General features: G+C 71.7%; 8 protein-coding genes. 4 read left to right on the top strand and 4 right to left on the bottom strand.

The window, feature by feature from the left end; genetic code table 11:
* Positions 1-32 precede the first annotated feature (32 nt).
* The gene (locus IU459_RS02180; RefSeq protein WP_195127703.1) at positions 33-1196 is read left to right on the top strand and encodes a zinc-binding dehydrogenase; all 1164 of its coding nucleotides are present in this window, start codon (positions 33-35) and stop codon (positions 1194-1196) included.
* Positions 1197-1208: 12 nt separating this feature from the next.
* Here IU459_RS02180 and IU459_RS02175 read toward each other — a convergent pair whose 3' ends face one another.
* The 4 genes from IU459_RS02175 to IU459_RS39250 all read right to left on the bottom strand — a co-directional run bounded on the left by IU459_RS02175 (position 1209) and on the right by IU459_RS39250 (position 9102).
* Positions 1209-1853 (bottom strand): endonuclease, encoded by a 645-nt coding sequence (locus IU459_RS02175; RefSeq protein WP_195127702.1) that lies wholly within the window; start codon positions 1851-1853, stop codon positions 1209-1211.
* A gap of 133 nt (positions 1854-1986) precedes the next feature.
* Positions 1987-3537 (bottom strand): dynamin family protein, encoded by a 1551-nt coding sequence (locus tag IU459_RS02170; protein ID WP_195127701.1) that lies wholly within the window; start codon positions 3535-3537, stop codon positions 1987-1989.
* Positions 3534-5396: a dynamin family protein gene (locus IU459_RS02165; protein WP_195127700.1), complete on the bottom strand. Its 1863-nt coding sequence runs from the start codon at positions 5394-5396 to the stop codon at positions 3534-3536. The genes IU459_RS02170 and IU459_RS02165 overlap by 4 nt, the downstream gene beginning before the upstream one ends.
* A gap of 37 nt (positions 5397-5433) precedes the next feature.
* A complete protein-coding gene (locus IU459_RS39250) occupies positions 5434-9102 on the bottom strand; it encodes an IniB N-terminal domain-containing protein (RefSeq protein ID WP_267469753.1) in 3669 nt (1222 codons plus the stop codon).
* Positions 9103-9403: 301 nt separating this feature from the next.
* Here IU459_RS39250 and IU459_RS02155 point away from each other — a divergent pair, with 301 nt between their 5' ends.
* Genes IU459_RS02155 through IU459_RS02145 form a run of 3 tightly spaced genes read left to right on the top strand, consistent with a single transcriptional unit; the run spans position 9404 to position 14926 of the window.
* Entirely contained in the window at positions 9404-11191 is a 1788-nt protein-coding gene (locus IU459_RS02155; RefSeq protein ID WP_195127699.1) for an Hsp70 family protein, read from the top strand.
* Positions 11184-13781 carry a LuxR C-terminal-related transcriptional regulator gene (locus IU459_RS02150; protein ID WP_195127698.1) on the top strand — a complete coding sequence of 866 codons (2598 nt, stop codon included), beginning with the start codon at positions 11184-11186 and terminating at the stop codon, positions 13779-13781. The genes IU459_RS02155 and IU459_RS02150 overlap by 8 nt, the downstream gene beginning before the upstream one ends.
* Positions 13782-13828: 47 nt before the next feature.
* Positions 13829-14926, top strand: a complete 1098-nt coding sequence (locus tag IU459_RS02145; RefSeq protein ID WP_195127697.1) for a hypothetical protein — start codon at positions 13829-13831, stop codon at positions 14924-14926.
* The last annotated feature ends 55 nt before the right edge of the window (positions 14927-14981 follow it).

Below are 14981 nucleotides of genomic sequence, written 5' to 3'. Positions count from 1 at the left end.
CCCGCCGCGCGCCGTCGATCCGAGGAGTCGCCATGAGGGCCGCCGTCGTCACCGCCGCCGAGTTCGAGATCGCCGAACTGCCAATGCCGCGACCAGGAGCCGGTCAGGTGCTGATCGACGTGTCGCGCTGCGGCATCTGCGGCTCCGACCTGCACGCCCGCACACACGCCGACGAATTGGCCGACTTGGCGGTGGCCACCGGTTACGAGCATTTCATGCGCTCGCAGCAGAGCGTAGTGCTCGGACACGAATTCAGCGGCACCGTCGTCGATTACGGCCCCGACTGCCGCAGGCGGTGGAAGACGGGCACCCCCGTGGTGGCGCTGCCGATCGTGCGGCACGGCACGCAACCGCATCTGGTCGGGCTTTCGGCCGCGGCGCCCGGCGGCTACGCCGAGCAGGTGGTGGTCCAGGAATCGATGACCATGCCGGTGCCGAACGGCTTGTCCGCCGAACACGCCGCGCTGACCGAGCCGATGGCGGTGGCCTGGCACGCCGTGCGCAGGGGCCGGGTGGGCAAGGGCCGGACCGCCTTCGTCATCGGCTGCGGACCGATCGGCCTCGCGGTGATCAGCATGCTGAAGGCCGCGGGCGTGCGCACCGTGGTGGCGAGCGATTTCTCGCCGCTCCGTCGCGAACTCGCGACCGCGTGCGGCGCCGACGTCGTGGTCGACCCGGCGACCGAATCACCGTGGGAGGCCGCTCCGAAGAAGGGGCGGATTCGTGGCGTCACCGACATCCTCGGCCTGGGTTTCGACACCATGGAACGGCTGCGACGGGTCCCCAACCTGCCTTGGTGGTACGTCTTCCGGCTGGCGCACACCCTGAACGCGGGACCGGCCGGGCCGGTGATCTTCGAATGTGTCGGCGTGCCCGGGATCCTCGAACAGATCCTCACGGCAGCGCCGCCGCTGTCGCGTGTCGTCGTGGTCGGCGTGTGCATGGAGGCGGACCGCTTCCATCCCGCGATGGCGATCAACAAGGAGATCGAACTGCGGTTCGTGCTGGGCTACGACCCGGGCGAGTTCCGCGACACGCTGCACATGCTCGCCGACGGAAAAGTCGATCCGACCCCGTTGATCACCGGAACCGTCGGGCTGGAAGGCGTGGCGGACGCCTTCACCGCCCTCGGCAACCCGGAGCGGCACGCGAAGATCCTGATCGACCCGCGCGGCCGGGCTGTCACACCGGTCTGAGCGCTCGGCACGTCACGGGGCGGATGCGAGGACGTCGTCGGCGATCTTCTCATCCAGCGTGACCCGGACGAGCGCCGCGGCGAGATCCGCGGTGTGGTGGTCCGGGGCGAGGTCGCCCAGCCGGGCGGGGTCTTCCGGCAGCTGGACGCGTTTGGCGCCGCGCAGGGCCCGCTCGTCGAAGTACGGTCGCACCCAGGTCCAGATGTCCTGGACCTCGCGCAGGAAGATGTCGCTTCCGGTCGCGCCGATGCCTTGGAACTCTTGCAGCAATTCGGCGGCACGCTTCGGGTCGTTGTCCGCCTTCTTGGCGAGCTCACGCAAGTCGCCGTGGTACCGGTCGAGCACCCGCGACGCATTGGCGCCCAGGCGGGTCGCGGCGCTCTCGTCGTACCGGACGTAGTGCGCCCGGTCGAGCACGTCGACCAGCTCCTGCCAGTCCGCGTCCGCGACCCGGTGCGGGGTGCGGTAGCCGTTGGCGATCAGCTCCCGCGCCGCCGCTACCGCGATCTCGGCGGCGATCCGGGTGCTGAGCAGCTGGGCGAGCATGAGCAGCTGGAACAGCGCGGACGGTTTGTCCTCGAGCGTGATACCGGCTTCTTCGGCGTATCCCGTGCCCGCACGGACGAGCAGTTCGTGTACGACATCCTCTTGGCTCATCGTGGCCTCCTCTCGCTACCGGCGGCATACCCGGCGGCACCTCGGCTACACCGTCCGCAGCCAGGCGTTTCGGCCCGCTGGAGGCCACCCTGGGGAGTGCGGCCGGCACCGCGGCGCACCAGCTGGGAGGGGGTTATTCCGGGAGCAGACTCAAGGCGCCTTCCGCGCTGCGTGCGGCGGTGAGGCAGGCGGTAACGGTGAACTGATCGGCGAGGGGGTGGCGGGCGCGGGCGCGCCATTTCCGGACCGCGTCGACAGCCTGGGCGCGCTGCACCGCGGGCGCGGCGTCGATCGGCAGGCCGAGACGCAGGTGGGGCGCTATGCCCGAGCCGCCGATGAGGCGATGCAGCTCGATGAGATCGTCCGCGGGCAAGGCCAGTTCGTCGGTGCGCAAGCGGCCGAGCAGGCGTAACTCGGCGAAACCGTGCACGTCCGCGAGCAGCGTGCGCACCCGGGGCAGCACGCGGTCGGCCGGTGTGCCCGGGTAGGCGGTGAGCACCCGCGCCAGCGCCGTGAGCGCGGAATGCGCCTTGAGCTGGTCGGCGCGCTGCCCGAACTGCACGTCGAGCACCGAGCGCAGTTCGTCGACCCCGCTGCGGCTGGTCAATTCGGCTGCGAGCGTGGCCGAATCGCGCACGCCGAGGCGAATCAGGGTGACCGCCATGCGGATACCGAACAGGCCGAATCGTTCGGCGAGCTGTGCGCGCAGTTCCGGCGGCACCGGCAGCGGGATATCCGCGCGCGCGAAGCGATCCGCCGAGAGCAGCGCGGCGCTCAGCTCGTCGACGGGCAGGCTTGCCAGTGTCTCGAACGCGGCGAACTCCTGCTGGCGCAATGTCGCCGCGGCGAAGGCGAGCAGCCCGGCGACCGGGATCACGGCCTGGCACAAGCCGGTTCGCTCGAGTTCCCCGGCGAAACGCGCCGCGACCTCCCGCGCCGAGTGCAACGCGTCGATCCGGCCCGCGCCGATCTCGTCGGCTCGGGAAACCACGCCGACGATGCCGAGCGGACCCGCCGCCCCCGGACCACCGTTGGCCGCGGTCCCCGCACCCACGCGCTCCAGGAACTGCACGTCCGCCGCGTCCAGCCTGCGCAGCAGATACACGACCGCGTCGGCGCCCGGGATGGCGATGCCGCGCTCCGCACGCTCCTCGTCCTCCCCCGGCGTCAACAGCCGCGCGGTGCGCCGGGACACTTCCCGCGACAGCGATGAGGTTCCCGGCGTATCGATGATGGTGGTGTGCGCGAGCGCCGCCGCAGGCCATTCGACCTCGAGGTGGTCGACCTCGCGCGGCATAGGGGCGCTCCAGTTGAGCCGATCCAGGTCGAAGGTCAGCCCGTGCGTACCACTGCCGCGCCGCACCACGACGTGCGCGCGGGCGCCGTCCGCGGCATACGCGGTCACGCTCGGGGTGGAGCCGTACCGGTACCACGTGACCACCCTGGTGCACTCGGTCGCATCGGTGGGGGCGATGTCCTGCCCGACAAGGGAATTCAACAGCGTCGACTTGCCCGCCTTGATCGAACCGGCCAGCGCCACACGCAACGGCTGGTCCAGCCGGCGGGCGCAGTCGGCCAGCAGCGCGCGCGGCCGCGGTTCGCTCGCCAGCGCCGCCTGCGCCGCGCCGACCAGCCGATGCGCCTCGGCGACGATGCTCGGCACCGTGCCACCTTCACTTCTCACGGAGCTACCGTACCGGCGGGTCCCATCGGTAGCGCGGTCTGCATGGCATCGGCATAACGGCGCAGCTCGGCCACCACGCGCAGTTGCTGTTCGAGCTGTGCGCCACGCTCGGAGCGGCGGGCGGTGACCATGGTCGCCGCCTCCTGCGCGGCGCGCAGCGACTCATCGATCGAGCGCAGGCTGCGCTCGGCGACGCCCGCGTAGTGATCGCGCAGCGCACGGTGGATGCGGTGCAGGCGATCCTTCGACTCTTTGCCCGCCTGGAACGCCACGTCGTCGACGAAGCGGCGCACCGCCGCCTTCCCCTCGTTGCGCCGCTTGGCCAGCCTGGCCTGCTTGTCGTCCCGGAAGGCCTTGCCGCCCACCACGAGTCCGGCACCGATCGAGATCGGGTTGAGCAGCGCGAGCCCGGCGAAGGTACTGGCCAGGCCCACCATCAGCACGCCACCGTAAGAACCGCGCATGCCGACGAGCAGCTTGCTGCCGAAACCGATGTCGGGTTCCAGATCGGCGAGCGTGCCCGAGATGGCGCGGCCGGTGTCGGCGCGCAGGCCGGGCCGCACGTCCGGCAGGTCGACCGCGCCGACCTCGGAGAAGTGCTCGGCGACCCGTTCGGCGAGCTGGATCGCCCGTGCGTGGGTCCACAGCAGGTTGTCCCCGAGCGCGGTGTCGACCGTGCCGGTGAGGTGTTCGGCGATGCGGTCCCAATGCCTGCCGGGATCGTGCTCGTCGATCCATTCCTCGGTGCTCCGGGCGATGGTGCGCAACCGGTCGCGCAGATCGTGCTCGACATCCCCGGCCAAATCGGTGATGCCGTCGGCGAGGGTCTGCTGCCACGCCGCGGTTCTGCGGTGCAGTTCCTCGGCGGCCGCACGGGCGGATTGCAGCTCCCGCACCGCCGCCGCGCCTTGGGCCGGATCGCGGACGGCGACCAGCTCGCTGCCCAGCGCGAGCGCGAGATGTTCTGCGGCGGAGCGGATATCACGCGCGACCGCCGCACGGGTGGCCAATTGGTCGCGTGCCACAACCTGGTCACGCAGGAATTGGTAGAGCACGCCGAACCCGGATTCGACACCCAGCTGGCTGTCCTGCAACAGCATCGCGTGGCTGCGCAGCAGCGACGACACCGGGATCATCGGCACGTCGAGGCGAGCTCGCGCGAGGTGGCCCAGATCGGCGTCGTGCACTTGGCGCCAGTGCGGGTACAGGTCGGTCTTGGTGAGCAGCAGCGCGACCGTCGGGCACAGCTCGCGCACCTGGCGCAGGAAGGACAGTTCCGGCTCGGTGAGCTCGGTCGACGCGTCCGACAGCACCAACACCGCGTCCGCGGCGGGCACCAGCCCGAGCACACCCGCGGCGTGGGCGTTGCCGTGCCCGCCGACGCCGGGAGTGTCGATCAGGACAATGCCGTCGGCCAGCAGCGCATTGGGAATCTGGACTTCGATGCGCACGATCCGCCGCCCCTGCGCGTGGGGAGACCGCGGCTCGATCGCACCGATCTCCGCGATCGGCACGGCGACTCTGGTCTCCGCGCCGCTGGAGTCGCCGTGCGCCGCGAGCACCAGCTCGGCCCGCGGCTCGGGGCCGTGCGACAGCAGCATCGGCACCGCGGTGGTGGCGTCGTCGCCGACCGGGCAGATGTCCAGGTTCAGCAGCGCGTTGACGAAACGGCTCTTTCCCTGGTCCAGCTGCCCGGCGACGACGATCCGCCTGCGCGGGTCACGGACCCGGTCGGCCGCCACCTCGAGGCGGCCGACCAGATCGTTGCGGCCCGCGGCGCGCGCCGCCGCGATGGTCTCACCGAGTACCGATAGCAGCGGTACCGCCGGTGGCGTGGCGTTCGGCGCGGGCGTCCCCATCGCGGTATGGACCTCTTTCCGTCGAACCGGTCAACTGTCAGTGCAGGAAAGTGTCGCCCGTCAGGTCGGCACTGGTCGAACCGGAGAGGTCCGTGCCCGCGTGCGCGTCGCCGAACAGGCCCGCGTCGGTCTGCGCACCCGTGGTGCTGTCCAGGCCCGAACCGAAGGCGCTCGACACGTCCAGCGAGGACCACGTGTTCGCGGTCGAGCCGACGCTGCCGCCGAGACCCGCCCCGGTGTCCACCGCACCGTGCGTGGCGCCGCTCGCCGAGCCGCCGAGTCCGGCGCCCGCGTCCGCCGCGCCGCCGACGGTCGAGTTCAGTCCGCCACCGAGCCCGGACGTGGTGTCGAGGCCCGCGGACAGGCCGGAGGTAGCGTGCGTACCGGCATCGATACCGCCGCTGATTCCGCTGTCCAGGCTCGAGCCCCACTGCGCACCGGCGCTCGAAGCACCCGACAGTCCGGCCGTCGCGTTGCCCGCGGCGCCGAGGCCGGTGGACAAGCCCGTCTCCAGACCCGCGCCCGCCTGCGTGCCCGCCCCGATCGCGCCGTCGATTCCGGTCGACAAGCCGGATCCGAGCTCAGCGCCTGCCTGGGCGCCCGCATCGAGCCCAGCCGACAGACTCGTACCCAGTCCGGCACCAGCCTGCGCACCCGCATCGAACCCCGCCGACAGACCCGTACCCAGTCCGGCACCAGCCTGCGCACCAGCGTCGACGGCACCGCCGAGCCCGGTCTCGAGACCGGAACCGGCGTGCACCACGCCGTCCACGCCGCCGGACAGTCCGGTCGTGGCCTCGCCCCCGGCATCGAGCACCGCGCCGAGTCCGGTTTCCAGCCCCGTCCCGAACTGACCTCCGGTGTTCAGCGAGCCGTCCAGGCCGCCGCCCAGTTCCGCGCCGGTGCTGACGGCCGCGCCGAGCCCCGTCGCGAGCCCGGTCTCCAGACCCGCCGTCGCCTGCGTTCCGACATTCCCCGCACCGCCAATGGCAGAGGAGAAGTTGCCGCCCAGCCCCGTGGTGAGATTGCCCGAACCCTGCGCCGCGGTATCGATTCCGCCGGTGAGCCCGCTCGCCGCCTGGCCTCCGGCCTCGAACGCGCCACCGATCCCGGTCGACAAACCGGTTTCCAGTCCGCTGCCGATCTGCGCGCCTGCGTCCGCGGCGCCGTGCAATCCGGTCGATGCCCCCGCACCCAGGTCCGCCCCCGTCTCCGCGGCACTGCCCAGCGCCGCGTCGACACCCGTGGTCAGTCCACCGGCTGCATCCACAGCGCCTTCCAAACCGGCACCGACACCAGCCTGCCCGGCAGCACCAAGACCCGCCGAGAAGTCAGTCGCCGCACCCGCAGCACCCCCAAGCCCTGCACCGAAGCCCGTGGTCAGGCCCGCGGCACCATCCACAGCGCCCCCAAGACCTGCGCCAACCTGCCCGGCAGCGCCCAGCCCGGCGTCCACACCCGTGGCCAAACCACCAGCCCCATTCACAGCGCCTTCCAAACCGGCACCGACACCAGCCTCCCCGGCAGCACCAAGACCCGCCGAGAAGTCAGTCGCCGCACCCACAGCACCCCCAAGCCCTGCACCGAAGCCCGTGGTCAGGTCCCCGGCACCATCCACAGCGCCCCCAAGACCTGCGCCAACCTGCCCGGCAGCGCCCAGCCCGGCGTCCACACCCGTGGCCAAACCACCAGCCCCATTTACAGCGCCCTCCAAACCGGCACCGACACCAGCCTCCCCGGCAGCACCAAGACCCGCCGAGAAGTCAGTCGCCGCACCCGCAGCCCCCTGAAGTCCCGCACCCAAGCCCGTGGTCAGGTTCGCCGCACCATCCACAGCGCCCCCGACACCTGCGCCGGCCTGCCCGCCAGCGCCCAGCGCCGCGTCCACACCGGTGGTCAGTCCACCGGCTGCATCCACAGCGCCATCCAAGCCGGCACCGAGACCCGCCTCGCCGGCAGCACCAAGCCCCGCCGAGAAGTCAGTCGCCGCGCCTACGGCACCCCCGAGACCGGCACCGAAGCCAGTGGTCAGGTCCGCGGCGCCATCCACAGCGCCGCCGAGAACCGCGCCGGCCTGCCCACCAACGCCGAAATCGGTGGTCAAGTCGGCTGCGCCGCCCACAGCGCTCTGAAGTCCCGCGCCCAGGCCGGTGGTCACGTCCACTGCGCCGTCCACCGCACCCGCAAGACCCGTGTCGAGCCCGGCACCCGCCTGACCGCCGAGAGCCCCACCGACGCCGGTAGACAACCCGCCCGCGGCACCCACAGCGCCATCCAGACCCGCACCCGCCTGCGCACCGAGGCTGCCGGTCAGGTCCGTTGCCGCACCAACGGCACCATCGAGACCCGCGCCCAAGCCGGTGGTCACGTCGGCGGCGCCATCCAGAGCACCCTCGAGGCCGCCCCCCAGACCGGTAGTCGCATCCACTGCTCCCTCCAGCCCCGCGCCGAGACCCGTAGTCAGGTTCGTCGCACCACCGACAGCCCCTTCCAAGCCAGCGCTAAGGCCCGTGGTCGCGTCGGCGGCACCGCCTACGGCGCCTTCCAAGCCAACGCCCAGACCGGTCGTCGCGTCGATCGCGCCATCCAGACCCGCGCCCAAGCCCGTAGTGACACCCGCGGCGCCATCCAGAGCACCCTCCAGACCACCACTGAGGCCAGTCGTCAAACCGGTCGTCGCATCCACAGCCCCCTCCAAGCCCGCCCCGAGACCCGTGGTCAAGTCCGCCGCGCCACCGACGGCACCTCCAAGGCCCGCGCCGAGACCCGTGGTCAAGTCCGCCGCACCGCCCACGGCACCTTCTAAGCCAGCGCCCAGCCCCGTGGCCAAATCCGCCGCACCACCCACGGCACCTTCCAAGCCAGCGCCCAGACCGGTCGTCAGACCCATCGTCGCATCAATGGCACCATCCAGACCCACTCCCAGACCAGTCGTCAAGCCGGTCGTCGCGTCCACCGCGCCCTGCAGACCTGCGCCGAGGCCGGTCGTGAGGCCCGCAGCCGCATCCACCGCGCCCTCGAGGCCGGCGGAAAGGTCGGCCCCCGTGCCGATGGCGGCGTCGATGCCCGTCTCCAGTCCCGCGCCGACGTTCCCCGCGCCCTCCAGGCCGGTGGACAGGTCGGTGTCGAGGTCGATGCCGCCGCCGATACCGCTGATCACCTGGGCGCCCGCGCCGAGCAGGCCGCCAACCGCCGCGGACAGGTCGGCGCCCGCGTCCACCACCGTGTCGAGGCCTGCGGCCAGCCCCGCACCCAGGCCTGCGCCGATCTCGAGACCGGTGTCGATCGCAGTGTCCAGACCCAAGTCGATGCCCGTGTCCAGACCGATATCGACACCACTGTCCACACCGAGATCGACACCGGCGCCGGCTCCGCCGCCCGCACCGACGCCGAGGTCGACGCCCAGGTCCGCGCCCAGGTCGACACCAGCATTCGCGACCGCGGCCGCGCCTACTGCGCCCGCCGCGCCCACTGCGGCCGCCGCACCGGTCTGCACGCCCGCCGCCACGATGGCCTGCAGTTGGGAACCGCCGGTGACCAGCGCCGACTCGGCAACCATAGGAGCGCAGAGGGTGATGTCCTCCGGGGTCACCGCGCTCAAGCCGGCGGCGGCCAGCGCCTGAGTGGGATTCGCGCAGTAAGCGACCGCGGCCTCTTCGTTCCGCAGCAGATCGAGGATGAACTCCAGAATCGCGTTGGGTGTCATGAGAATCGTCTCCTGAGATCCGGCGGACCTCCCTGATCCGCAGTCGTTGGAATGCAAATCACGCTAGGAGCGCATCCCGTTACGCCGAAACGGGGCGAACCCCTACGACCGTTCGTGGGTACTCGGTAGGGGTGCAGGCGAAATTAGGGGAATTTCCCCAACCTTTCCCCTAACGAAGTAACGGCTGATGGCCAGCTACCGACAGAACGGTTGCGTCGGCGTGGCTCCAACGCCTGCGCATCATCTCGGAACTACACAGCAGCGACACCGGACCAGACAGCTTTTCGAACGGGGTTCTCGAATGACACAGCGCCTGGCGCTCGGCATCACTGTCGGGGCGTCGAATTCGGTCGCCGTGGCGGCAACGGAAGATGGCGACGACGGCATCGGCCCGTCCGGCGGCGGTTACCTACGCACGCATCCGAGCGTGTTGCGGTTGTCGCAGGACATGGCACCCACTTTCGGCTCGGGCGCCAGCGCCACCGGCCGCCATTCCAGTGACGTCCTGTTGGAGGGTTTCCTCGCCAGGGTCGGTGACCCGGTTGGCATCCTCGCCGAGGACGGCTCCTCGTATTCCGCGCCCGACCTGGTCGCCACCGCGATCGGCTGCTTGATCGACGAGATCGCCGCCGACACAGGAGAATCCGCCACCGAGGCCATCGTCGCCTGCCATCCGGGCTGGTGGTCGCGGCACACTGTCGAGATCCAGCGCGACGCACTCGAACGGGCCGGGCTCGGCGAGGTGACCTTGGTTCCGGAGCCCACCGCCGCGATCCGCTGGCTGGACGCGGCGCACGGCCGGTCCGGCGACGGCGCGGTGGTCGTCTACGACCTCGGCGCCACCGGGCTGACCGTCTCGGTGGTGCGCACCGGCGAGCACGCCAGTCTGCTCGGCACGCCGTTGCGCAACACCGATGTGGCCGGTGCGGAATTCGATCTGCTGACCATGCGCTATGTCTTGGCAAATGCGGTGCTCGCCGCGGATTTCGATCCATTCGATCCAGTGGTGGAGCGCGAATTGTCGGCTTTGCGCGAGCGCTGCAGAAAAGCGAAAGAAGAGCTTTCCATAAATACGGCGACGGTCGTTCCGGTCCGGTTGGATCCCGCCGACCCACGCGGCAGCACCGTGCGGCTGGTGCGGGGCGAACTGGAAGACCTGCTGCGCGGACCGCTGTCCAGTTCGATCGATCTGATTCGCGACGCGGTGCACCGCGCTGGGCTCGAAATCGGCGATGTCGGCCGCGTCCTGCTCACCGGCGGCGGTGGCGCGATCCCCCTGGTCGCGGAATTGATCTCGTCCGAGTTCGGGCTGCCTGTGGTCGCCGCCCCCGACCCGGAGCACACCACGGCACGCGGCGCCGCGCTGCTGGCCGCCGATCTGCTCGCCGCCGAGACCGATCAGCTTCCGCTGGTCGGCCCGGACGACGAGGACGAGACCGTGCCCCAGCCCAGAGCACTCCCCGCGCCCAGGATCGCGGCGCTGCCCGAGGATCGCCCGGCACGCCGTCGGGCGGTGACGAGCAAGCGGCGTGTCGCCGTTGTCGCGGGTGCCGCCGTGGCCATCGGCCTGCTGGCCAGCGGGACGCTCGCGATCGGAACCGGTATCCACTCGGGCCCGAGTCATCCCGCCTCGACCGAGCAGTCGACCACGGGCGCGGCGCAGGTCGCTGCGACGACGGGAGCACAGCCGGGCGATCCGTCCGCACCCGCGACGGGTGTCGCCGCCACCGACGCCGCGACTTCGACGCGCCGCCCGGCAACCAGCGCTTCGCAAGCAGCAGGTTCGCCCTCGTCCGCCGCCGAAGGCACCACCGCGACGGTTGCGAACAGCGAGCAAACTCCCGGCCAGCCCGCTCCCGCGGAATCCCCAGCACCCCAACCTGCCCCTCAGCCGCAACCCCAGCCGCAGCCGTCCCCCGCTCCGGCACCGACCAACCCGCAACCCACGCCGCAGCAGCCGCGGCCCACGGTGCCGAGCGCCCCGAGCCTGCCGACCGGCGTGCTGACCGACACCATCGACGGCGTCGGGGACTCGGTCGGGACGGTGCTGCGCGCGCCCGGCGAGATCCTGGGAGGCTCCGGTGGCTGAGAACGCCTTCGACACCCTTCCCTGCGCCCGCGACATATTCCGCGACCTGGAATCCGTCGACGAACAGCCGGTCGTCTACCTGATCCGCGGTCGCTCGCAAACCGGCAAATCGACCCTCCTCGCGGAGATCCGGGCTCGCCTGCGCGCCCGAGGCGTCCCATTGCAGGACGACACCGCCGCCTTGCGGCACACACACGCGGGCAATGGCTCACACGCGGTGTCCCACGCGCCGAGCGCGGTTGTCACCGGGACGGCAGGGGTGACAACCGAGACCGCCCGCCCCGCACTGGTCATCGACAACGCCCACACGCTCGGCCAGTTCGAGCTCGAATACCTCTGCTCCACAGTCGAATCAGGTCATCGCACGGTGGTCGTCGCCACCCAGCCGCGCCCGCACGACACGCGGCTGCGGACGCTCGCCGAAGCGGTGGCCCGGCGGGGGCGCGTAGCCGATCTGCGCCCGCTCGGCGTCGCGGATATGGCGCCATTCGCCAGGGAACTGGGCATGATGGTGCCGCGCCAGGTCGCCCAGCACATCCATCTGCAGACCGGGGGTATCCGCGGCGGTGTGGTCGCCGCGCTGACCGCGGCCTGCTCGGCGCGGCTGGACGCGGGCATCGCCGCCGTCGACACGGCCGTCGCCGCGTGGGCGCGTGGGCTGCTGGACAACCTGGAGCCCGATCTGCTGGAAACACTCGTCGTCGCCACCACCGGAACCGGACTCGACTCCAGCGAGCTCACCGAGGTGCTCGGCGTGGAGCAGGCCGTCGCGCAGGATCTCATCGACCGCGCCAGGGCCAGTGCGCTGGTCACCGACGCCGACCTGCTGCTGGAGCCGGCCGTCGGGCCGCTGCGCACGCTGCTCGGCGACCGCAGGTTCGTCGCGGTCGAACGCCGGTTGCTCAGCGCCCGGCTGGAGGCCGGCCTGCTGCGCGACCGCACGGCCATGCAGCTCGCCGAATCCGGTGTCCGCGATCCGCGCCTGGCCGAGTTCCTCGTCGCCGCCGCGGAGAAGGCCGGTCGCGACGCGGTCCGCTACTACGCAGCCGCGGCTTCCGCAGGCGCTGACCTCGATCCGATCGCGCTGCGCTGGGCCGAGGCGGCCGCGCGCGCCGGCGACGGCGAGACGGCCATGCGGCTGGCCGAGCCCATGCTGGCGCGTTCGAGCGGCCCGGACGCAGATCTCGCGACCGCCGTGCGGATCTGCGCGGCGGTGCTTACCCGCCGTGGCCTGGTCGGTCGAGCGGCACAGTTGTACACCTGGCTCGGGCCGGACCGGGTCGGCGCGGACTGGGCGCTCGGCGCGACCGTGCTGTGCCTGGCGGGCGACGCCGCGGGCGCCAAGGAGATGTCCGCGTCGGCGATGCAGTGGCCGCCGACCGAGGCCGACGCGCACGCGCGGTTGATCGCGACCGCGCTCACCGACACCGTCGAACCGGGCAACGGCACCGCCGCCGCGGTATCCGCACTGGTGCAGGCGACGCAGGCGGACGCGGGAGTGGAACGCTTCCTGCCGTGCACGGCGGCCTCCATCGCGACCCTGCTCTCGCTCGGCACCGGTGAGCCGCGCCGCGCGGGCGACGCATTACGACGTGCCACCGCGAGCGGGCTGCACTGCCACCAGCTCGACGTGCTCGCGGCCTGGACCGCGATGCTCGGCGGCGACGAGCGCGCCGCCGCCGCGACGGTGGCCGCGCTGGACCACGCCGAGCTGGACGTCCGTGACCGGCTGCTCGCGCACGGCGTCACGGTCGGTCTCGCCCGGCGCAGCGGCGATCACACCGCGCTCGCCCGTGCGTGGCAGGCGGCGTATCCGCTGTTCGACGACGTGCAAGCCGATCTGCTGTCGCTGCTGCCGATCGGCGAGTTGTGGCTGGCGGCCATCCGGATGCGCGACGAGCGCCGGATCGCGCCGCTGGTGGACGCCGCGCTCGCGCTGCTTCGTCGCTTGGACGAGCCACCTGCCTGGTCCAACGCTTTCCACTGGTACGGCGTGCAGGCCGCGATCGCACACGAAAGCCCCGAGGAACTGCTGCCGCACGCGCGCGCGCTGAAGGCGGCGGCCGAGGCAGGCGACCGGCACGCGGCCGTGCTCGCCGACGCGGGCCGCACCTGGGTGCTGGTGCTGCGCGGCCAGGTCGCCACCGCACCGGTCCAGGCGGCCGTCGCCGCGCTGACCGAGATCGGCATGACCTGGGACGGCGCCCGGCTGGCCAGCGAGGCGGCGCTCGCGGCACCCGATTCGGCGACGGCCACCGCGCTGCTCAAACTCGCCCGCACGGTCCGCGCCGAAGCCCGTCCGCAGGAGATGCCGCCGCGCCCGTCCGCTCCCGCCGCCGCTGACAATGGTGCCGCGGCCGCGACGCCGCCGGCGAAGCCGCAGACCGCGATCCTCAGCGAACGCGAACGCGAAGTGGCCGAGCTCGTCCTGCTCGGACTCACCTATCGGGAAATCGGCGCGCGCCTGTACATTTCCGCCAAGACGGTCGAGCACCACGTGGCCCGCATTCGACGCCGGGTCGGTGCCCGCTCCCGTTCGGAGTTATTGTCGATGCTCCGCGCCATGGGACACGGCTCGCTTCTGGTGTGACCGGGTGCGGTTCCGTCAGCGGGAACGCCGAAGCGAGGTAGAAGAGGATGGCCACTGGGGTCGGCCTGCGCGTCGCCGAGGACGAGTGCACTGCGGTCATCGTCACCGACGGCGACGAGGAACCGCGGTACATCGTCCGGGAGTCCGTCCTGCACATGTCCGACGACGGCGACACCGTCCTCGGCGGTCCCGCGCCCGCCGGGCACTCGCACTCGATCACCGGATTCGTGCGCGCCGTCGGTGATCCCACCGGCATCTCGGTCGACGAGGGCGAGGCGTACCGCGCCGAGGATCTGGTCGCGACCGCTCTGTTCTGCCTGATCAACCTGGCTGCCGAACATCTGAGCGGTGCGGCCGAGTTCTACGCGACGCATCCGGCGCACTGGCCCGCCGAGCACGTGCGTTCGCTGCGCGATGCGCTGGACTATCTCGGCCTCCGCTCGGTGCTGCTGGTCAGCGAGGGCGAGTTGCCCGGCGCCGAAACCGGCGCGTACGGAAGCTCCTTCGCCCACGACGCGGCGCGCGGCGCCTTGGCGGCGGTGCTCGCCACTCCGGCCGGGGCCACGCCGCCGGATCCGTCGACGGCGGAGAACTCGACGGTGGACACCATCGTCATCCCCGCGGTGTCCGCCGCCGACGCGCCACCGCAGGCGTATTCGGCGGCCATCCCGATCGCCGCACCCGTCGCGGCCACCGAACCGGTCTCGCCCGAGAAAGACGCGCAGGCACCAGCTCCCGCGAAGAACCAGAAGCGGACGCCGCTGCTGGTCGCCGGGGCCGCGGCGCTCGGGCTGGTGCTCGGCGGCATCGTGGTTGCCGTCCTGCTCCGCGACGGCGACCGGACGCCGGTGCCGCCGCTGCCCGACGCCAAGTCCGAGCAGACGTCGGTGCCCGCCCCTGCGCCGACCCCGTCGGTCGTGTCGTCCACCGTGCCCACCACCACCGAGGAACCCGAGCCGCCCGTCGTGATCCCCGAGACGACAACGCCCGAGCCGATCACCCCGACGACCACCGAACCGCCCACTACGACTCCACCCACCACCCCCTCCCCGACGACGCGGACCACCACGACCACCCGCAACCCGTACCAGCAGCTACCGCCCATCCCGACCATCCCCGGAATGGGAATACCGGGTAGTCGGTGATTAGTAGCGCCCTTTGCGGGTTTGTGGCCTAGAGTGTTGCGCTGACCCTGTTGTC

Source organism: Nocardia amamiensis (genome assembly GCF_015477605.1).
Classification (GTDB): Bacteria; Actinomycetota; Actinomycetes; order Mycobacteriales; family Mycobacteriaceae; genus Nocardia; species Nocardia amamiensis_A.
This window is presented reverse-complemented; position numbering and strand designations above follow the sequence as displayed.

Excerpts from the sequence above, each read along its gene's own strand:
- IU459_RS02155 (WP_195127699.1), top strand. The coding sequence starts at position 9,404 with ATGACACAGCGCCTGGCGCTCGGCATCACTGTCGGGGCGTCGAATTCG.
- IU459_RS39250 (WP_267469753.1), bottom strand. The coding sequence starts at position 9,102 with ATGACACCCAACGCGATTCTGGAGTTCATCCTCGATCTGCTGCGGAAC.
- IU459_RS02180 (WP_195127703.1), top strand. The coding sequence starts at position 33 with ATGAGGGCCGCCGTCGTCACCGCCGCCGAGTTCGAGATCGCCGAACTG.
- IU459_RS02145 (WP_195127697.1), top strand. The coding sequence starts at position 13,829 with ATGGCCACTGGGGTCGGCCTGCGCGTCGCCGAGGACGAGTGCACTGCG.
- IU459_RS02175 (WP_195127702.1), bottom strand. The coding sequence starts at position 1,853 with ATGAGCCAAGAGGATGTCGTACACGAACTGCTCGTCCGTGCGGGCACG.
- IU459_RS02165 (WP_195127700.1), bottom strand. The coding sequence starts at position 5,396 with ATGGGGACGCCCGCGCCGAACGCCACGCCACCGGCGGTACCGCTGCTA.